The following is an 18,509-nucleotide window of genomic DNA, read 5'->3' as shown; positions in this document are numbered from 1 at the left end:
TTAGCCTATATAAACTAATTAGGTTTTACTGCTAGTATTACTTTAAATTTATTTCTATTAGCTATATCCATTACCGTTACAACGTTTTGAACGGGTACAGATTTTTCTGCTCTTAAAACTATGGTAGGTTTATCTAATTTAGAAAGTGCTGCTAATAATTCATTTTCTAAAACACTTTCTCCAACACGTCTTTGGTCAATATAATAAGTCAAATCTTTTTTAATACTTACGGCTACAGACTTCTTGTTTTCTGTTTTACCACTTGCTTTTGGCAGTAAAATATCAATAGCATTAGTGGTTACTAGGGTTGACGCCAGCATAAAAAAGATAAGAAGCAAGAATACAATATCTGTCATAGACGACATATTGAATTCTGGTGTTACTTTATTTCTTCCTCTAAAATTCATGTTATGTAGGCTCGTTTAAATGATCTAAAAACTCTAATGAATTTGCTTCCATTTGGTACACCACTTTATCTGTTCTTACCACCAAATGATTGTAAGCTATATACCCAACAATACCAACAATTAAACCTGCTACTGTGGTAGTCATAGCTGTGTATAAACCATCTGCTAATAGTTTAATATCTATTTGTCCGCCAGAATTTGCTATCTCAAATATTGACAATATCATTCCAATAACTGTACCTAGAAATCCTATCATAGGTGCAGCTCCAGAAATAGTTGCCAATACACTTACATTTTTTTCAAGGTTATAAACTTCTAGCCTTCCAGCATTTTCTATTGCTGTATTAATATCTGCTAATGGCTTTCCTATTCTTGTAATACCTTTCCCAATTAATCTTGAAACTGGAGAATTTACTTGCGCACATAATACTTGGGCAGCGTCTATTTTACCATTACTTACATGGTCTTTAATTTGATTCATAAAATTAGAATCCATTTTTGAAGCAGCTTTAATAGCGAACAACCTTTCAAAATAAATATATGATGCTACTATTAACAGTATAAATAGAATGGCAATGATAATCTGCCCCGCAGCACCTCCGCTGCTAATAAGTTCTATTATTGAAAGTGTTTTTTCAACTGATTCTTCGTCGGTAAGTAATTCTGTACCTTCTTGTGTAGTTTGTAGGGTTAAAAATGTTCTTAGCATATAATATAAATTTATTGCAACTGTATAACGTTTGTTTTATTGCTAAAGTATAACAAAATTAAATTTTCGGTTCTATATATCATTCTAAAAAAAGAAAGATTAGTAAAAACACTAATCTTTCAAATTTTATACCAATTTAAAAACTTTTATCTAAAATAATGTTCTGGTTACCATAAATGCTGCTGCACCAACTAAAAACCCAACAAGTGCCAACCAAGAAATTTTTCTTAAATACCAAAAGAAATCAATCTTTTCCATTCCCATAGCTACTACACCTGCAGCAGAACCTATAATTAACATACTACCTCCTGTACCTGCAGAATATGCTATGAAATGCCACAATTCATTATCAATTGGCTCAGAAAACATACCTAAACTAGCTGCTACTAATGGCACATTATCAATTACTGCAGATCCTACTCCTAATAATAGCACTACTAAATCTGAAACGCCTTCATGTCCTCCTGGGTGAATTTCTGTTCCTAACATAGGCATAGTTTCTTGTAATGAATTAGCAAATCCAAATAAAATACCCAAAGATTCTAATGCAGCAACTGCCATTAAAATTCCTAAGAAGAACAATATACTAGGCAATTCTATTTTTGATAACGAATAATGCACTGGACTATGTTGTGCATGCGCATCACTTTCTTCTGCTCCATGCTCTGTTAAACTAAACCTAGAGCTACTATAAATTTCGGCAAAAGTGGCCACCACTCCTAAAGATAACATCATACCTACATAAGGAGGTAGATGGGTTACCATTTTAAAAATAGGCACAAATACAATAGCTCCTAAGCCTAGATAAAGCATTGTACTACTAAACCTTGATTTGGTTTTATCTTCTTCTTCAACAGTGTTTAAATTACCTTTAAAAACAGGCAAGAATGATGCTATTAAAGAAGGCACCATCATACAAAGTAACGATGGTACTAATAAATATCCTATTAAATGACCTGTAGTTACTTTTTTACCAATCCATAGCATGGTAGTTGTAACGTCTCCAATAGGAGACCAAGCACCACCTGCATTAGCTGCAATTATAATTAAACCAGCATACCAAATACGAATATTTCTATCTTTTACAATTTTTTGTAGTATTGATATAAGCACTATAGTAGCTGTTAGATTATCAATAATAGCCGATAGAACAAATGCTAAAATTGAAAATATCCATAAAATTTTTGTTTTCTTTTTAGTTTTAACAAAGCTTTTAATTGTTGAAAAACCATCAAAATAATCAATGATTTCAACAATAGTCATAGCACCTAAAAGGAACACCAAAATTTCTGATGTTTTACCTAAATGATGCAAAAGTGTTTCCTCCATTAAATGCATTTTCTCTTCATGAGCTAGCAGCCCAAAATTTTCTAAAAGAGCATGCTTTCCAGAATCAAACCATTGCGGAAACGACTCAAGGCCAAGTGCTATACAAGCCCAACAAATGGCCATCATCACCAGAGCAGGAATTAATTTATCAATTTTTATACTATGCTCAAGGGTAATGGCTAAATAGCCCATTACAAAAACTAAAATAATTACTGCTTCCATATACTTTTTTAAATAAGTTGATTTAATGCTATTTCAAAAGCTGTAGCACTTACCCCCGTTTTTGAGGGGTTTTTACTATACACTTTTTCAATAGCTTCTTTAATTATATTTGATGTATCGTTAAAAATTGCTTCGTCTGTCATTTGTACTTTTCGTTCCATGAAATAAGCAAATACTCTTGCCATTCCACAGTTAGAAATAAAATCGGGAATTAAACTAACCCGACGATCTGTATGCTCCATAATGGGACCAAAGAAAATTTCTTTATCTGCAAAAGGCACATTAGCACCACAAGAAATCACTTCTAATCCGCTATTAATCATTTCATCTATTTGATGAATAGTGATTAAACGTGATGCTGCACAAGGTGCGAAAATTTCAGTTTTAATAGACCAAATTTTTTCGTTTGCCTCTTCAAACGGTATTAAATTTTCGGTTGCTAAAATATTACCCTTTTTGGATAGAAAAAAATGACAAATATCATTAAATGAAAAACCTTCCTCATTAATAAGCCCTCCATTTGAATCAATTATACCTACTATTTTCACTCCCATTTGAGCTAGATAAAAAGCGGCTGCACCACCTACATTCCCAAACCCCTGAACAACAGCTCGTTTCCCTTCAACATTTCCTCCGTAGATATTATAATAGTGTTTTACAGCTTCTGCTACACCAAAACCTGTAATCATATCTGCTACAGTATATTTTCTGGAAACGTCTGGCGAGTAAATTGGGTTTTCAATAACTTTTATTACACCTTGTCTTAGCTGTCCAATTCTATTAATCTTGTCGGCTTCAGTGGGTTTAAAATGACCATTAAAAACACCTTCTTGTGGATGCCAAACGCCACTTGCTTCTGTTATAGGGATAACTTCATGTGTTTCATCTACATTCAAATCGCCACCAGTGCCATAATAACTTTTTAATAATGGAGAAACAGCAGCATACCAACGTTCTAACACGCCTTTTTTACGTGAATCTCTAGGGTCAAAATTAATTCCAGATTTGGCTCCACCTATAGCTGGACCCGACACTGTAAATTTTATTTCCATTGTTTTTGCTAACGACAACACTTCATTCATATCTAAACCCTTTCTCATACGTGTTCCACCACCAGCTGCACCTCCTCTTAAGGAATTTATAACAACCCATCCTTCGGCATCTGTTTTGGAATCTTTCCAATTAAAAACTATTTCTGGTTTCTTGTTTTCGTATCTTTTTAATAATTCTTTCATTTTTATATATCATAATAATTCAACTTAAAGCATAAAACTTAATATCCGGAGTGTAATTCTGGCGTAGCTAAAGTTGAGTCATGATATTTAAATGTTTTAAATTATTGAAGTAACAAATATAAAAAACTTAAAATCTTAAATATTAATTTTGGGTTATTTTTGAAGGGAAGTATATTTTTCCTGAGCTATGATTTTTTGAAGCACCTGTAACGCTTTTTAAACAATTAATTTGATTTCTTAATTTTAAAACGCCTAAAAAGCCAAAAATTAAAGCCTCTTTAAATTCTATAATATCTTTTGAAGGAATTATGATTTTATTGCTAGATAAAGCTTTAATTCTTTCTATTAAAAATGAGTTATAGGCACCGCCTCCTGTAATTAACACAGAGCTTTTAGGAATATGTGATATGCTTTTAGAAATTTGAACAGCTATATGCTCTACAAACGTTCTTAAAACATCTTTTATCTCTAAATTAAAAGCATCAATTATTGGAAAAATATTAGTTTTCACCCATTCCAATCCTAAAGATTTGGGTGGTAATTCAACATAAAAACGTAAAGCATTGAGTTGTTGTAATAAATCTGTATTAACATTACCACTTGCTGCTAATTTTCCTTCGTCATCATAATCCAGCCCAAGATTTTTTACATATTGGTTTAAAACAATATTTACCGGACAGATATCATAAGCAATACGCTCATTATTTATCTCTGAAGAAATGTTTGCAAACCCACCTAAATTAATACAGAAATTATATTCTGAAAACAACAATTTATCACCAATAGGCACTAAAGGCGCTCCTTGACCTCCCAAAGCAACATCCTGCACTCTAAAATCACAAACCACTTTGTTTTTTAAAAGAGTTGCCAAATGTGGCATATTGCCAATTTGATAAGTAAGTCTATTTTCGGGCTGATGTAAAGCGGTATGCCCATGAGAACAAACCGCATCAATTTCTATAATACTATGCTTGTTAATAAACTCATTAATTACAGCCCCTAAATAAAAGGTATATTCCTTATCAATTTGGTGTAACTCTTCATTAGAATTTGTTACCAAATTTCTAAGTTTTCCTTTCCATTCTTTATTATAAGACACCGTTTCAGCTGCATGAATTTCAAATACCCATTTGCTGTTGTTATGATTAAATGACACATAAATTAAGTCAATTCCATCTAATGATGTCCCAGACATCACCCCAATAACACTGTAGTTCGTTTTTATCATATTCACAAAAATAATGATATTTGTTAAAAATATCACATCAAACACTTATATTTGTTATCAATTTTATCGAATCAACAATTTGTTTTAGGTTATGGATTTTAGTCTTTCTGAAGAACACATCATGATTAAAGATGCAGCCAAAGAGTTTGCTCAAACCGAACTACTCCCAGGTGTCATTGATCGTGATAACAAACAAGAATTCCCAGATGAACTCGTAAAAAAAATGGGAGAATTAGGTTTCATGGGAGTTATGGTAGATCCAAAATATGGAGGTAGTGGTATGGATACTATTTCGTATGTGCTTATCATGGAAGAACTCTCTAAAATTGACGCTTCCGCTTCTGTAATGGTATCGGTAAACAATTCATTGGTGTGTTATGGCTTAGAGGCTTATGGAACCAAAGAACAAAAAGAAAAATATTTAACTAAATTAGCTTCTGGCGAATGGATTGGGGCATTTTGTTTAAGCGAACCTGAGGCTGGTAGTGATGCAACATCACAAAAAACAACTGCCATTGATAAAGGAGATTATTATTTAATAAACGGCACCAAAAACTGGATTACAAATGGCGGAAGAGCCGATGTTTATTTGGTAATTGCCCAAACTGATAAAGACAAAGGTTCTCACGGCATTAATGCTTTTATTGTTGAAAAGGGCATGGAAGGATTTCATGTTGGCCCTAAAGAAGACAAATTAGGCATTAGAGGAAGTGACACCCACACCTTACAATTTAACGACGTAAAAGTACCTAAAGAAAATAGAATTGGTGCGAATGGCTTTGGTTTTAAGTTTGCTATGAAAACTCTATCTGGAGGCAGAATAGGTATTGCTGCCCAAGCATTAGGTATTGCCCAAGGTGCTTATGAACTTGCTTTAAAATACAGTAAAGAACGTAAAGCTTTTGGTACTGAAATTGGCAACCACCAAGCTATTGCTTTTAAGTTAGCTGATATGCATACCGAAATTGCTGCTGCACGCCACTTAGTTATGAAAGCTGCCTACGATAAAGACTCTGGTAAAAATTACGACCTATCTAGTGCTATGGCAAAACTTTACGCTTCTAAAGTAGCTATGGAAACCACCATTGAAGCGGTTCAAATTCACGGAGGTAACGGTTTTGTAAAAGAATATCACGTAGAACGTTTAATGCGCGATGCCAAAATTACACAAATTTATGAAGGCACATCTGAAATTCAGAAAATAGTGATTTCTAGAAGTATTTTAAGAGATTAATTATGCTAATTTTATCTAAATAGATTTTTTATTGAAGGGTTTCTTTTTGAAACCCTTTTTTAATAGAATTTTATTTCATTATTACTAATGCTTAAAATTATCTTATTTAATGCACTCTAAAAAACTTCTAAATTTTGTGTTAAGAACCCGCCTTTTTATCGACTTAAGAAATTAGATTTTTATATTTAACAAAAATAAAAACTATGCAAAAAACATATTACGACCCTGCAGACTTAAGAAAATTTGGAAACATTACAGAATGGAATGAAGAATTAGGGAATAAATTTTTTGAATACTACGGAAAAGTTTTTGAAGAAGGTGCACTTACTGCCCGTGAAAAAAGTTTAATTGCACTTGCTGTAGCTCATACAGAACAATGCCCCTACTGTATTGATGCATACACAAAAGACACCTTACAACGCGGCGTTACCAAAGAAGAAATGATGGAAGCTATACACGTAGGAGCCGCCATAAAAAGTGGAGCTACTTTAGTTCATGGGGTACAAATGATGAATAAAGTAAATAAACTAGACGGATAATATTTTTGGGCGTTCCCCTAAAGGGTCGGGCTTTCGGCAGTCGCTCTCTGCAAGGAGCTCCAACAAATGCCTCAATCCCTAACGCAAAAAACGCCAGACAAATTAATAGTTCCCAATTCACAATATGTCAAAGTTAAAAACACAATCACTACATAAACGCGAAAGCGCCTTGGCCAACAGCAAAAGGCAATTAGAAATATTATCAAACGGAATTTTTCAAAACGGTGAGCTACCAACCTTTGCAAAAAAAATTACCGAAACCTATCAGTTTCCCCTAAAAGCTAAAAAATTAGAAATTCTTCAAATAAATGTTGGTTATATGTGTAACCAAGTTTGCGAACATTGCCATGTAGACGCTGGTCCAGATAGAAAAGAAATTATGACCCGCAAAACTATGCAACAATGCCTTGAAGTTATAAAAAATTCTGGCGTACATACTTTAGACTTAACAGGAGGAGCTCCTGAAATGAACCCAGATTTTAGATGGTTTGTAGAAGAAGCTGCTAAGGTTGGGATTAAAGATTTTATTGTACGTTCTAACTTGACCATAATTAGAGCCAACAAAAAATATTACGATTTACCAGATTTTTTTAAAAAATATAACATTCATGTTGTAAGTTCTATGCCACATTGGACTCGTGGAAAAACAGACAAACAGCGTGGTGATGGTGTTTTTGATAAATCAATTAAAGCTTTACAAGAGCTCAATGCCATTGGCTACGGAATGCCAGATAGTGATTTGAGATTAGACTTAGTTTATAATCCTTCAGGAGCCTTTTTACCAGGAGATCAAATATCTATGGAAAAAGATTTTAAAAAGGCATTATTAGAAGACTTCAGAATTCAATTTCACAATCTTTTTGCTATCACCAATTTACCAATTGCACGATTTTTAGATTACTTAATTGCTTCAGAAAACTATGAAGATTATATGTATCAACTCGTTGAAGCCTATAATCCTGCTGCTGTTGCAAATGTGATGTGCACCAATACACTTTCAGTAAGTTGGGATGGCTATTTATTTGATTGCGATTTTAATCAAATGTTAGAATTACCTGTTAACAGTAAAGCTAAACACATTTCAGAATATAATAAAGAGCTAATAGAAGGCAGAAACATAGTAATTTCTCAACATTGTTACGGCTGTACTGCTGGAGCAGGAAGCAGTTGTCAAGGTACCGTTGCGTAATAAATCATGAATAAAGAACTAGTTATCGTTTTTGTAAAAAATGCCATTCCTGGAAAAGTAAAAACTCGTTTAGCTAAAACAATAGGAAATCAGGCTGCTTTTAAGGTTTACAAAGAACTAATTAAAATCACAGAAAAAACCTTAGAAAACCTAACAACCGCCGATGTGCGTATTTACTTTTCTGATTTTATTGTTAATTCAGAATGGACAAACTATCATAAACACACTCAAAAAGGAGAAAATTTAGGTGACCGTATGGAAAATGCCTTCAATGATGGTTTTAATAACGGGTATAACCGTATTGTTTTAATTGGCTCTGATTTACCAGATATAACTGCTAAACATATTGAAAGTGGACTTTCTCTTTTAAACAAGTATGATACTGTTTTTGGACCTGCTATTGATGGTGGTTATTATTTAATTGGTATGCGTAATATGCATAAAATGGCTTTTAAAAATAAACCTTGGAGCCAGCCAAATTTATTAAGCAAAACATTAAATCAATTAACTAAAAATAACATAACATTTAGTACTTTAGATACATTAAATGATATAGATACATTTGAAGATTTAAAAAATTCAAACTTTTATAAATCAAACAAAGTATTACAAGAAAAAATTAAAAATTCACATGATTAAATATATTGAAGAAACCGTTGATTATTTAAAAAACAAAGGATTTGAAACCCCAGAAGTGGGTATTATTTTGGGTACAGGTTTAGGGCAACTTATTAATGACATTGAAATTATAACCCAAGCCAGCTATAACCACATTCCTAATTTTCCAACCGCAACAGTAGAGTTTCACAAAGGCAAACTAATTTACGGAACATTAGCAGGTAAAAAAGTAATAGTTATGCAAGGGCGCTTTCATTTATACGAAGGCTACACCCTACAAGATGTAACATATCCTGTTCGTATTATGGAAAAATTAGGTATTAAAACATTACTTGTATCTAATGCAGCAGGAGCAATTAACCTTAACTTTAAAAAAGGCGAATTAATGTTAATTACAGACCATATTAACTTATTAGGCAACTCTCCTTTAGCTTTTAAAGGCGTTGAGTTATTGGGTGAACGTTTTGCAGACATGAGCGCTCCTTATGATGCTGAAATTAACTCAAAATTTGAAGCCATTGCTAAAACCAATAATATTACTTTACACAAGGGCGTATACGCATCAGTTGTTGGCCCACAATTAGAAACCAAAGCAGAATACCGTATGCTTAAAATAATTGGTGCAGATGCTGTTGGCATGAGCACAGTACCAGAAATTATAGTTGCAAATCATTTAAAATTAAAAGTAGCTGCTGTGTCGGTTTTAACAGATGAATGCGACCCAGATAATCTAGAACCGGTAGACATAGAAGATATCATTGCAAGTGCAGAAAAAGCTGAACCAAGTATGATAACATTATTTAAAGAATTGATTAAAACATTGTAAAATGAGCAATTATCTAAAAACCACCCACAATGTTTACAAAGAAGCAGCTCTAACTCCTGATGTAGGTCTGTGTTGTACCACAAATCCTATTTGGGAATTACCTGGTTTAAAAATCCCTAAAATCATGCAAGAAATGAATTATGGCTGCGGTAGTACAGTTCATGCTCGAGATTTAACTAACAACCCTAAAATGTTGTATGTTGGTGTTGGTGGCGGTATGGAATTACTCCAGTTTTCATATTTCAACAGAACAAAAGGAGGTGTCATTGGTGTTGATGTTGTAGATGAAATGTTAGAAGCTTCTCGCAAGAACTTTTTAGAAGCAGAAACATTAAACCCTTGGTTTAAAAGTGAATTTGTTGAGCTAAAAAAGGGAGTTGCAATGAATCTTCCTGTTGAAGGTAATAGCATTGATGTAGCAGCTCAAAACTGCTTATTTAATATTTTTAAAGCAGACGACTTAACAAAAGCCATTGCAGAAATGTATCGTGTACTCAAACCTCACGGACGATTGGTAATGAGCGATCCTACTTGCGAGCAACCTATGAATGAAGCATTACGAAATGATGATAGGTTACGTGCTTTGTGTTTAAGCGGTAGCTTACCTATTGCAGACTATGTAAAAATGCTTACTGATGCTGGCTTTGGAACCATTGAAATTAGAGCTAGAAAACCTTACCGAATTTTAGACCCTAAACATTATGCTACTGATGAACTAATTTACATAGAATCTATTGAAGTGGCTGCCATAAAAGACCCAATGCCAAGTGATGGCCCTTGCGTGTTTACAGGAAAAGCCGCTATTTATTTTGGTAATGAAGACTTTTTTGATGATAATTCAGGACATATTTTACTTAAAAATCAGCCCTTAGCTATTTGCGATAAAACTGCTACTGCCTTGGCAAATCTTAACAGAGACGATATTTTTATTAGTGAATCAACTTATCATTATGATGGTGGAGGTTGCTGTTAGTCAAACATAAAGTTTTACAAATGAAGTCTCTATTTATAATATCTATAGTTAGTTTTTTATGCTTTTTTCCTTACTCAAAAACTGTTTTATCAAGCACACCTCAAAAAGAAACCCTAGTCTATAAAAAAGACACAGAAAAAACTTTTATAACCCATCAATTATGGCATGAATTATTACAAAAGTATGTCTCTAAAAATGGAAATGTAAACTATAAAGGCTTTAACGCCAACAAACAAAAACTTCAAGAATATATAACCATTTTAGCCCAAAATACGCCTAATGCCTCTTGGTCTAAAGAAGAGAAACTTGCTTATTGGATTAACGCTTACAATGCGTTAACCATAGATTTAATTACTAGAAATTATCCTGTGAAAAGTATAAAAGATATAAAAAAACCTTGGGGACAACGCTTATGGAAATTAGGTGATAAAATGTATAATTTAGATGAAATTGAACACCAAATACTTAGAAAAATGAACGAACCTCGTATTCATTTTGCTATTGTTTGTGCTTCTTACTCCTGCCCTAAACTTCAAAACACAGCATTTACTGCTCAAAATATTGAAACGCAATTAACTATAGCTACTAAAGAGTTTTTGACTGATATAAACCGCAATGAAATTTCTAAAAACAGTATTAAAATTTCTAAAATTTTCGACTGGTTCTCTAAAGACTTTACCAAAAAAGGAACTTTGATTGATTTTTTAAATCAGTATTCAGAAATAAAAATTGCCCCAAATGCTAAAAAACAATACAAAGATTACAATTGGGCTTTGAATGAGTAACATTTCAATAATCATCCCTATTCTTAATGAAGCAGAAACTATTGTTTACCTGCTTAAACATTTATTAAAAAACTCCTCTAAAGAGAACCTAGCAGAAATTATTGTTGTTGATGGCGGAAGCACAGATAATTCACAAAAATTAGTTACTCAATTTACTAATTCAAACCTCAACAAACCCAGTATCAAATTAATTTTATCTGCTAAAGGCAGAGCAAAACAAATGAACACTGGCGCCAAATTTGCCACTGGAAACATTCTGTATTTCTTACATGCCGACTCATTTCCTCCAAAACATTTTGACCAACTCATTATTAATGAAATTAAACAAGGCCATTTAGCAGGTTGTTTTAGACTTCAATTTAATAATAAACATTGGTGGTTACAGTTAGCTAGTTGGTTTACACAGTTTAATCGGAGAATTTGTAGAGGTGGTGACCAAAGTCAATTTATTACTACATCTTTATTTAATGATATTGGTGGTTATGATGAAAATTATATTATTTACGAAGACAACATACTTATTAATGAGCTTTATAAACGTAAACAATTTTCTGTTATTAATAAAAAATTAATAACTTCTGCAAGACGCTACCAGCAACATGGCATTTGGAAACTACAATATCATTTTTGGATTATTTATTTAAAAAAATGGTTGGGTGCTTCAGCAAATGAACTACATGAGTATTATAGAAAATATGTTTCTTAAAAACCCATGTACCATCTATAAAAACCTAGAACAATTAAAACTTATTTGTTAAATTTAAAATAAATCTTACTTAATAAATTTATAAATTGAGTGGTTTTAAAATGTAAATATATACTTTCGACTTAAATATAAATGTAAATGCAATTAACCAAGTATATTCAAATTATTGTTTGTCTATTATCAATTACTGCTTTTGCACAACACACTATTTCTGCTAAATTACTAGACTCTACAACTCAAAAACCAATCCCTTATGCCAATATTAGCTTTGGGAAACAATCTGGTGTTATTACAAACAGTAACGGTGTATTTCAAATTCATTTTAGAAACAACCTTAAGAAGAAAGACTCTTTATTTATAAGTTGTATGGGCTATAAATCTAAATCTGTTGCTGCTCAAAAATTTTCTGATAGTATTTTATTTTTACAACCACAATCTATTGAATTAGATGAAGTTTTAGTGTCTAACAAAAAATACACACCGTTAGAAATTATTGAAAAAGTTCATGAGAATTTAAGCAAAAATTACAACTTCAACTTTATTAAAAGCAAACTCTTTTTTAGAGAATCTAACTTTAACAATATTACCAAAAATAGCATAAGAGTAAAAGAATCTTCTATTCCAGAATTTAACCAAACGTTTATGGATAGTATTATGAAAATTATGCCAAAAAACGCCTCAGATCACATTGAAATTTTAGGCAATTTTTATTCTAACCTAGGTAATGAAAATTCACAAAAATTAGACATTATTAAAGCCTCTCATCTTTATGACAAAAATTTAGAAGTATCTTTTGATGGCTTAGAAAAGCGCTTTAATTCTATTTTTAGAAAGCACGTAAAACGCGACTCTTACTTCAAAATTAAGTCGGGTATTTTTGGTACTAAAGAAGCTATAGATTCGTCTCTTTTTGACAGCTCTAACACCAAAGAAGATAAAGCCAAAACTGATGCTTTTATTACTGAACAAAAAAAGAAAGAAACTGCCAGAAAAAAAGATTTTTTAAATCACAGAAAACAAACTATTGCTAGTTTAGAAAAAGGTAGTTTTATTTTTGAAGATTCTCATTTAAACTTCTTAAAGCAACCTAAAAAGTATCATTTTGAAATTTTAGACTACCTATTTATTGGAGATGCTTTTTCTTATAAAATTAGCTTTAAACCTAAACGAAGTGCAGATTACAAAGGTGTTATTTATGTAAATACAGAAGATTTTGCCATAATACGAGTAGATTATGAAAATGTAAAACTGCTTAAAAACTTTAAATTGCTAGGAATTTCATACCAAGAAAAGTTACACAAAGGCACTTTAATTTATGAAAAAAACAACACAGCAACCTACTCTCTCAAGTATGCAGAAGCTATAAATAACATAAGCTTTGGCGTAAAACGTCCCTTAAAAATTATTGAGAAAAACAAACATGTAAAAGGTAGAAGAAAACAAAACGAATTATCTACAGACCTTCATTTTAAAATGTCTAATACCATTAAAAAAGAACTGGTAGTTTTTGAAAACAGCATCATTACCAATGCAGATTTTGAAGCCTTTAAAGAAAAACCAAATATAAGCCCAACGTATTTACCTGATTACGACCCTAAATTTTGGGAAGGCTATAATGTAATAGAACCCAACAAAGCTATTAAAGATTTTAAAAGTATAGAGTAACTTTATTTATTTCTGCCCGTTTCATTAGGATACAAATCTGGTAAATTATCACTCTGCCAAATGGCTTTAGTATCAATATCTATAGCAGATAGTTTTCCTGTAAAAGCGGCTCCTGTATCTATATTCCATACATTAATGGCTTGCATAGGAACGTCAGAATTAAAATGAATAGTTGGTGTGTGCCCAATGTAAATTTCTTTATAATGTTTTAAACGTTTAGGGTATAATTCTGAATTTTCATCAATCTCTTTATCCACAGTTAAAGCCATTTCCCAAAGGGTTCTATCAAAATGTAAAGTTTGTTTAAACACCTCTTTCTCTACACCGTGCATTGAGGTAAAACCTGCATGTAAAAACAAACGGTTTTCATCATCAATGTAGTAACTTTTCATCTTTTCAAAAAATTCTAAATGTTTAGTTTTATCCTTTTCAGTAAAACCTTCATAGCTTTCTATGGTTTCTTTACCTCCATGTATATACCAAGTTGGAGGCACTTCTCCGCTTCTTAACCATTCTTCTGCCCATATATCATGGTTTCCTTTTATAAAAACACAATTTATTTTTTCAGATAAATCTATTAAAAACTGGATAACTTGGGCAGACTCACTCCAACCATCAACATAATCGCCTACAAAAATAAGTTGGTATTCGTCTTTTACTTCAACCTTATTTAACACTTGAATTAAAGCTTTTAAGCCTCCGTGAATATCGCCAATTGCTATTGTTTTCATTCTTTTTAAAATTTTAGTAAAACTAGTAGATTTGTTTTTAGAAAAAAGAAAATGAAGTTAAGTTTAGATTAAAAAAATTAGAATATTACAACTACTGTATTATTTAAACCTATAGCTTCACCATCTAATAATCCATATTAAATTGATTACTTATTACTGCTTGAGCTGGCTTGTTTTGAGGTGTAAACCTAGTATTATCTATTCCACCTGCCCTCTCATGATTATGAAACCATTTCCATACAAATCCTCCTGCAAACCATTCTTGTTTCCAAAAAATTTCAAACAAAGCTTTAGTTGCATTGGCTTGTGCTTTTAGATTTACCTGATTCATACTTCTATCACTTTTCCAAGGTTCTTTAGCTGTATAATCTACACTTCTATAACCAAACTCTGTAAACAAAACAGGCTTATTAAATTTTTCATGATTTTCTTTTATCTCAAAAAAATGAGTTTGCCATCCTTCTAAACAATCTTCCACAGAGGGTGTTTTATTTTCACTTATTGGAAAATACGCATCTATTCCTATAAAATCTAAATATGCCCAAAACGGCGTGCGCGTATATTCATCCCAGTTAGCAGCATAGGTAAGTTTTCCTTTATAAACATTTCGTACTTCTTTTATTAAATTTTTCCAATATGCAGGTCTGTTATTAATAAAGGTTTCTAGCTCTGTACCTATACAAAATATATCAACTTTAAGCTCTTGAGCCAGTTTTGCATATTTTAAAATAAACTCTAGGTAAGAGGTTTCTAAAGTTTTCCAATCATTTTCATTATTCATTTTAATTAAGCCAGTAAATGCACCACGCCAAACCCAAATTTGGGGTTTTAGCATGATTTTAATTTTTTGCTTTTTTAGCTCCTTAATATATTGTTTAGCTCCTTGTTCTGTCTCTCCATACCACTGGCGTTGGGTGTTAAAAATAATATTAGGACTGTTAACTTCTTTAAGAAACCCAAAAGGCATTATTGCTGCATAATTAGCATTTAAATTAACTATAGGGCTTACATGATTTTGATTTATCCGTTCTCTTGAAGCCACAAAACTAACACCATTAACTTTTTTTATCTGCCCAGAACAAGATTGAAGTATTAATACCCAAATTAAAAACTTAATTTTTTTCATTTACAATTTTATTGGCTCCTAATTTAATATTAAATCAATTAAAGTATATCTTTTTTAATACAACTATAAACACTCAATTATATTAAAGCTGTAATAATTCCCAGAATAACTCCCTCTATGTAAAATAATTCTAAATTAACACAGGTTATATTAAGTTCTTACCTTTAGTTTCGACCTATTACATCATAATTATAAAAAATGGAGCATATTGTCATTATTGGAAATGGAATTTCTGGCGTAACAGCAGCTAGACACATACGTAAATTATCTGATAAAAAAATCACTATTATTTCTGCTGAAACAGATTATTTCTTTTCTCGTACCGCTCTCATGTATGTATACATGGGGCATATGAAATTTGAACATACTCAACCCTATGAAAACTGGTTTTGGAAAAAAAACAGAATTGAATTGAAAAAAGGGTACGTTACAAAGGTAAACTCCAAACAAAAAACGCTTCACTTTTTAAATAATGACACTTTACAATATGACAAACTAATTATAGCTACAGGTAGCAAACCCAATAAATTTGGTTGGCCTGGGCAAGATTTAGATGGTGTTATGGGCATGTACCACAAACAAGATTTAGAAAACCTTGAAAAATATGCACCAAATAATAGTGTTTGCAAAAGAGCCGTAATAGTTGGTGGTGGTTTAATTGGAATTGAATTAGCCGAAATGCTTCATTCTAGACATATTCCTGTTACTTTTTTAGTAAGAGAAAACAGTTTTTGGAACAAAGTTTTGCCCAAACAAGAGTCTGAAATGATAAACAAAGAAATTCTTAGTAATGGTATTGATTTACGCTTGGGCACCAATTTAAAAGAAATAAAACCAGATGAAAACGGAAAGGTTAAATCAATTGTCATTGCTGAAACCGGAGAAGAAATCCCTTGTAATGTGGTTGGTTTAACTGCTGGCGTATCTCCTAATATTGATTTTATTAAAGATTCTGAAATTGAAACCAATCAAGGTGTAAAAGTTAATAGATATTTAAAAACCAACACTCCTGATATATATGCCATTGGCGATTGTGCAGAACAACACGAAGCTATTGGATACAGAAAACCCATAGAAGCTGTTTGGTACACAGGCAGAATGATGGGAGAAACTGTGGCACAAACCATTTGCGGAAATAGAATACCATACAAACCAGGACACTGGTTTAACTCTGCCAAATTTTTTGATATTGAATATCAAACTTACGGTTGGGTTTGGGCAGAACCCAAAGAAAATGAAGCACGTTTTTATTGGGAACATAAAAACGGCAAAAAGTGCATTCACATAAGTTATGATAAAAACACCAAAGAATTTATTGGTATAAATTGTTTAGGAATTAGAATGAGGCATGAGTATTTTGATAAGGCATTAACAGAAAAACAAACTGTAAATTATGTTTTAGAACATTTAGCTGATGCCAATTTTGATCCGGAGTTTTACAAACTTCATGAACCCGAAATAGTAGCTAAATTCAATAAGGAAAACAATAGCAACATCAAATTAAAAAAGAAAAACTGGAAAAATATTTTCAACCTAACATCATAATTTATAATAATGGAAAAACATTCAAGTTTTGCAATATCAAATCCTCATAAAGTAGCCTTAGACAACATTCAAAAACTAGGTTTGTGGTTGGGAATAAGCGGTTTATTAATACTTGCATTAGCCGCCTTTAATGTTCATTTAGAACCCAAAAATATTTTTGTTTTAGTATCTATAGGATTAATTTTAATAGGCACTACAACTTATGCCAGAAGAACCTATTTAAAACAACCCCCAGGAATAAAAAACAACCATGTATGGTTTAAATCACTAACCAATCGTAGTGTGTTAGGTTGGTCTGTTGGAATTATATTAACATTATTCTATGTGTTATTATACTGGTTTCCTGAATTTCTAGGGTTAGGAATGAATGGCGAACCTAATTCAGGACTCATTGTTATGTTTGACAGCATAAGCATGTTTTTTAAAGGGCAACCTGCTAGTCAATGGTTTGTATATGGCACTTTATATACCTTAGCCATTTTGTCTTTAGGTATTAAATTCATGTATAAATACCGTCATAACCAATACCAATTAATACGTACCACAGTAGTAATTATATCACAATTATTTTTAGCCTATTTAATTCCTGAAATTTTAGAAGGTTTAAATTCTGAAGCCCCATATTTTGCAAAAGACATAAAAAACATGTGGCCTTTAAACTATTATTTTTTTGAATCTTGGCACCTAGACAATATGCTAAATGGCGGTACTTTAGGTATGTTCTATTTAGTTGTAGGTATTTTTATGTTTTTAATTTTCACTCCAATTATCACCTATTTTGTTGGAAAACGCTGGTACTGTTCTTGGGTTTGCGGGTGTGGTGGTTTAGCAGAAACTGCTGGTGATCCTTTTAGACACTTATCATCAAAAAAGTTATCAGCCTGGAAACTAGAACGCTGGTTAATTCATAGTGTTATGGTTTTTATTTTTATTGTAACCGTAGTGGTTCTTTATGGTTACTTTACAGGAAGCGGAGAATTCTTCGGATTAAGCATTTACACCTACTTTAGCAAACCTTACGGATTTTTAATTGGCGCTATGTTTTCTGGAGTTATTGGGGTTGGCTTTTATCCTATGTTGGGTAGTAGAGTTTGGTGCCGCTTTGGTTGTCCGTTAGCTGGATATATGGGGCTTATTCAACGTTTCAAGTCAAGATTCAGAATTACAACAAATGGCGGACAGTGTATTTCTTGCGGAAACTGTTCAACCTATTGCGAACAAGGAATTGACGTAAGATCCTATGCTCAAAAAGGTGAAAATATTGTACGCGCTAGTTGTGTAGGTTGTGGTATTTGTAGCGCTGTTTGCCCAAGAGGCGTACTAAAATTAGAAAACGGCCCCGAAAAAGGACGTATCAACCCAACTGATGTTTTATTGGGTAATGATGTTGATTTAATGAATCTAGTAAACAAAAAATAATCTAAAATTTTATTGCTCATTAT

18 protein-coding genes are annotated in these 18,509 nt (G+C 32.2%); 11 read left to right on the top strand and 7 right to left on the bottom strand.

What is annotated here, in order from left to right; all coding sequences use genetic code 11:
* Positions 1 to 14: 14 nt before the first annotated feature.
* The 5 genes from J1D01_RS02955 to J1D01_RS02935 all read right to left on the bottom strand — a co-directional run bounded on the left by J1D01_RS02955 (position 15) and on the right by J1D01_RS02935 (position 5,130).
* Positions 15 to 407: an ExbD/TolR family protein gene (locus J1D01_RS02955; RefSeq protein ID WP_372936993.1), complete on the bottom strand. Its 393-nt coding sequence runs from the start codon at positions 405 to 407 to the stop codon at positions 15 to 17.
* Position 408: 1 nt separating this feature from the next.
* Positions 409 to 1,116: a MotA/TolQ/ExbB proton channel family protein gene (locus J1D01_RS02950; protein ID WP_372936992.1), complete on the bottom strand. Its 708-nt coding sequence runs from the start codon at positions 1,114 to 1,116 to the stop codon at positions 409 to 411.
* Positions 1,117 to 1,266: 150 nt separating this feature from the next.
* Positions 1,267 to 2,667 carry a sodium:proton antiporter NhaD gene (gene nhaD, locus J1D01_RS02945; protein ID WP_372936991.1) on the bottom strand — a complete coding sequence of 467 codons (1,401 nt, stop codon included), beginning with the start codon at positions 2,665 to 2,667 and terminating at the stop codon, positions 1,267 to 1,269.
* Positions 2,668 to 2,675: 8 nt separating this feature from the next.
* Positions 2,676 to 3,902 carry a Glu/Leu/Phe/Val dehydrogenase dimerization domain-containing protein gene (locus tag J1D01_RS02940; protein WP_421149766.1) on the bottom strand — a complete coding sequence of 409 codons (1,227 nt, stop codon included), beginning with the start codon at positions 3,900 to 3,902 and terminating at the stop codon, positions 2,676 to 2,678.
* 142 nt (positions 3,903 to 4,044) lie between these two features.
* Positions 4,045 to 5,130 (bottom strand): anhydro-N-acetylmuramic acid kinase, encoded by a 1,086-nt coding sequence (locus J1D01_RS02935; protein WP_421149765.1) that lies wholly within the window; start codon positions 5,128 to 5,130, stop codon positions 4,045 to 4,047.
* 91 nt (positions 5,131 to 5,221) lie between these two features.
* On the opposite strand from J1D01_RS02935, the gene J1D01_RS02930 reads away from it, so the two are divergent.
* The 9 genes from J1D01_RS02930 to J1D01_RS02890 all read left to right on the top strand — a co-directional run bounded on the left by J1D01_RS02930 (position 5,222) and on the right by J1D01_RS02890 (position 13,665).
* Positions 5,222 to 6,364, top strand: a complete 1,143-nt coding sequence (locus J1D01_RS02930; protein ID WP_421149764.1) for an acyl-CoA dehydrogenase — start codon at positions 5,222 to 5,224, stop codon at positions 6,362 to 6,364.
* Positions 6,365 to 6,567: 203 nt separating this feature from the next.
* Positions 6,568 to 6,903, top strand: a complete 336-nt coding sequence (locus tag J1D01_RS02925) for an arsenosugar biosynthesis-associated peroxidase-like protein (RefSeq protein WP_372936987.1) — start codon at positions 6,568 to 6,570, stop codon at positions 6,901 to 6,903.
* A gap of 124 nt (positions 6,904 to 7,027) precedes the next feature.
* Positions 7,028 to 8,092 (top strand): arsenosugar biosynthesis radical SAM (seleno)protein ArsS, encoded by a 1,065-nt coding sequence (gene arsS / locus J1D01_RS02920; protein ID WP_421149763.1) that lies wholly within the window; start codon positions 7,028 to 7,030, stop codon positions 8,090 to 8,092.
* A gap of 6 nt (positions 8,093 to 8,098) precedes the next feature.
* On the top strand, positions 8,099 to 8,731 hold the full coding sequence (locus tag J1D01_RS02915; RefSeq protein WP_421149762.1) for a TIGR04282 family arsenosugar biosynthesis glycosyltransferase: 633 nt from the start codon (positions 8,099 to 8,101) through the stop codon (positions 8,729 to 8,731).
* Positions 8,724 to 9,536, top strand: coding sequence for a purine-nucleoside phosphorylase (locus tag J1D01_RS02910; protein ID WP_421149761.1), 813 nt, complete (start codon positions 8,724 to 8,726; stop codon positions 9,534 to 9,536). Before J1D01_RS02915 ends, J1D01_RS02910 begins: the two co-directional genes overlap by 8 nt.
* 1 nt (position 9,537) lies before the next feature.
* Positions 9,538 to 10,509, top strand: coding sequence for an arsenosugar biosynthesis arsenite methyltransferase ArsM (arsM, locus tag J1D01_RS02905; protein WP_421149760.1), 972 nt, complete (start codon positions 9,538 to 9,540; stop codon positions 10,507 to 10,509).
* Positions 10,510 to 10,529: 20 nt separating this feature from the next.
* On the top strand, positions 10,530 to 11,294 hold the full coding sequence (locus tag J1D01_RS02900; protein WP_421149759.1) for a DUF547 domain-containing protein: 765 nt from the start codon (positions 10,530 to 10,532) through the stop codon (positions 11,292 to 11,294).
* The gene (locus J1D01_RS02895; RefSeq protein ID WP_421149758.1) at positions 11,287 to 12,000 is read left to right on the top strand and encodes a TIGR04283 family arsenosugar biosynthesis glycosyltransferase; all 714 of its coding nucleotides are present in this window, start codon (positions 11,287 to 11,289) and stop codon (positions 11,998 to 12,000) included. The genes J1D01_RS02900 and J1D01_RS02895 overlap by 8 nt, the downstream gene beginning before the upstream one ends.
* 138 nt (positions 12,001 to 12,138) lie before the next feature.
* Complete coding sequence (locus J1D01_RS02890; RefSeq protein ID WP_421149757.1) at positions 12,139 to 13,665, top strand: carboxypeptidase-like regulatory domain-containing protein; 1,527 nt, start codon at positions 12,139 to 12,141, stop codon at positions 13,663 to 13,665.
* A 2-nt stretch (positions 13,666 to 13,667) separates the two neighbouring features.
* Here J1D01_RS02890 and J1D01_RS02885 read toward each other — a convergent pair whose 3' ends face one another.
* Together J1D01_RS02885 and J1D01_RS02880 are read right to left on the bottom strand one after the other, a co-directional pair.
* Complete coding sequence (locus J1D01_RS02885) at positions 13,668 to 14,396, bottom strand: metallophosphoesterase family protein (RefSeq protein ID WP_421149756.1); 729 nt, start codon at positions 14,394 to 14,396, stop codon at positions 13,668 to 13,670.
* A 124-nt stretch (positions 14,397 to 14,520) separates the two neighbouring features.
* Entirely contained in the window at positions 14,521 to 15,522 is a 1,002-nt protein-coding gene (locus J1D01_RS02880; RefSeq protein ID WP_421149755.1) for a glycoside hydrolase family 113, read from the bottom strand.
* Positions 15,523 to 15,720: 198 nt separating this feature from the next.
* Here J1D01_RS02880 and J1D01_RS02875 point away from each other — a divergent pair, with 198 nt between their 5' ends.
* Together J1D01_RS02875 and J1D01_RS02870 are read left to right on the top strand one after the other, a co-directional pair.
* Positions 15,721 to 17,067: an NAD(P)/FAD-dependent oxidoreductase gene (locus J1D01_RS02875; RefSeq protein ID WP_421149754.1), complete on the top strand. Its 1,347-nt coding sequence runs from the start codon at positions 15,721 to 15,723 to the stop codon at positions 17,065 to 17,067.
* A gap of 9 nt (positions 17,068 to 17,076) precedes the next feature.
* Complete coding sequence (locus J1D01_RS02870) at positions 17,077 to 18,486, top strand: 4Fe-4S binding protein (protein ID WP_421149753.1); 1,410 nt, start codon at positions 17,077 to 17,079, stop codon at positions 18,484 to 18,486.
* The last annotated feature ends 23 nt before the right edge of the window (positions 18,487 to 18,509 follow it).

The sequence above is a fragment of the Seonamhaeicola sp. NFXS20 genome (assembly GCF_049132085.1).
Classification (GTDB): domain Bacteria; phylum Bacteroidota; class Bacteroidia; order Flavobacteriales; family Flavobacteriaceae; genus Seonamhaeicola.
This window is presented reverse-complemented; position numbering and strand designations above follow the sequence as displayed.

Bases quoted from the DNA above. Each gene is read 5' to 3' on its own strand.
- J1D01_RS02950 (WP_372936992.1), bottom strand. From the start codon at position 1,116: ATGCTAAGAACATTTTTAACCCTACAAACTACACAAGAAGGTACAGAA.
- J1D01_RS02880 (WP_421149755.1), bottom strand. From the start codon at position 15,522: ATGAAAAAAATTAAGTTTTTAATTTGGGTATTAATACTTCAATCTTGT.
- arsS (WP_421149763.1), top strand. From the start codon at position 7,028: ATGTCAAAGTTAAAAACACAATCACTACATAAACGCGAAAGCGCCTTG.
- J1D01_RS02910 (WP_421149761.1), top strand. From the start codon at position 8,724: ATGATTAAATATATTGAAGAAACCGTTGATTATTTAAAAAACAAAGGA.
- J1D01_RS02925 (WP_372936987.1), top strand. From the start codon at position 6,568: ATGCAAAAAACATATTACGACCCTGCAGACTTAAGAAAATTTGGAAAC.
- J1D01_RS02930 (WP_421149764.1), top strand. From the start codon at position 5,222: ATGGATTTTAGTCTTTCTGAAGAACACATCATGATTAAAGATGCAGCC.
- J1D01_RS02870 (WP_421149753.1), top strand. From the start codon at position 17,077: ATGGAAAAACATTCAAGTTTTGCAATATCAAATCCTCATAAAGTAGCC.
- J1D01_RS02885 (WP_421149756.1), bottom strand. From the start codon at position 14,396: ATGAAAACAATAGCAATTGGCGATATTCACGGAGGCTTAAAAGCTTTA.
- J1D01_RS02875 (WP_421149754.1), top strand. From the start codon at position 15,721: ATGGAGCATATTGTCATTATTGGAAATGGAATTTCTGGCGTAACAGCA.
- J1D01_RS02900 (WP_421149759.1), top strand. From the start codon at position 10,530: ATGAAGTCTCTATTTATAATATCTATAGTTAGTTTTTTATGCTTTTTT.
- nhaD (WP_372936991.1), bottom strand. From the start codon at position 2,667: ATGGAAGCAGTAATTATTTTAGTTTTTGTAATGGGCTATTTAGCCATT.
- J1D01_RS02935 (WP_421149765.1), bottom strand. From the start codon at position 5,130: ATGATAAAAACGAACTACAGTGTTATTGGGGTGATGTCTGGGACATCA.
- J1D01_RS02955 (WP_372936993.1), bottom strand. From the start codon at position 407: ATGAATTTTAGAGGAAGAAATAAAGTAACACCAGAATTCAATATGTCG.
- J1D01_RS02895 (WP_421149758.1), top strand. From the start codon at position 11,287: ATGAGTAACATTTCAATAATCATCCCTATTCTTAATGAAGCAGAAACT.
- J1D01_RS02915 (WP_421149762.1), top strand. From the start codon at position 8,099: ATGAATAAAGAACTAGTTATCGTTTTTGTAAAAAATGCCATTCCTGGA.
- J1D01_RS02940 (WP_421149766.1), bottom strand. From the start codon at position 3,902: ATGAAAGAATTATTAAAAAGATACGAAAACAAGAAACCAGAAATAGTT.
- arsM (WP_421149760.1), top strand. From the start codon at position 9,538: ATGAGCAATTATCTAAAAACCACCCACAATGTTTACAAAGAAGCAGCT.
- J1D01_RS02890 (WP_421149757.1), top strand. From the start codon at position 12,139: ATGCAATTAACCAAGTATATTCAAATTATTGTTTGTCTATTATCAATT.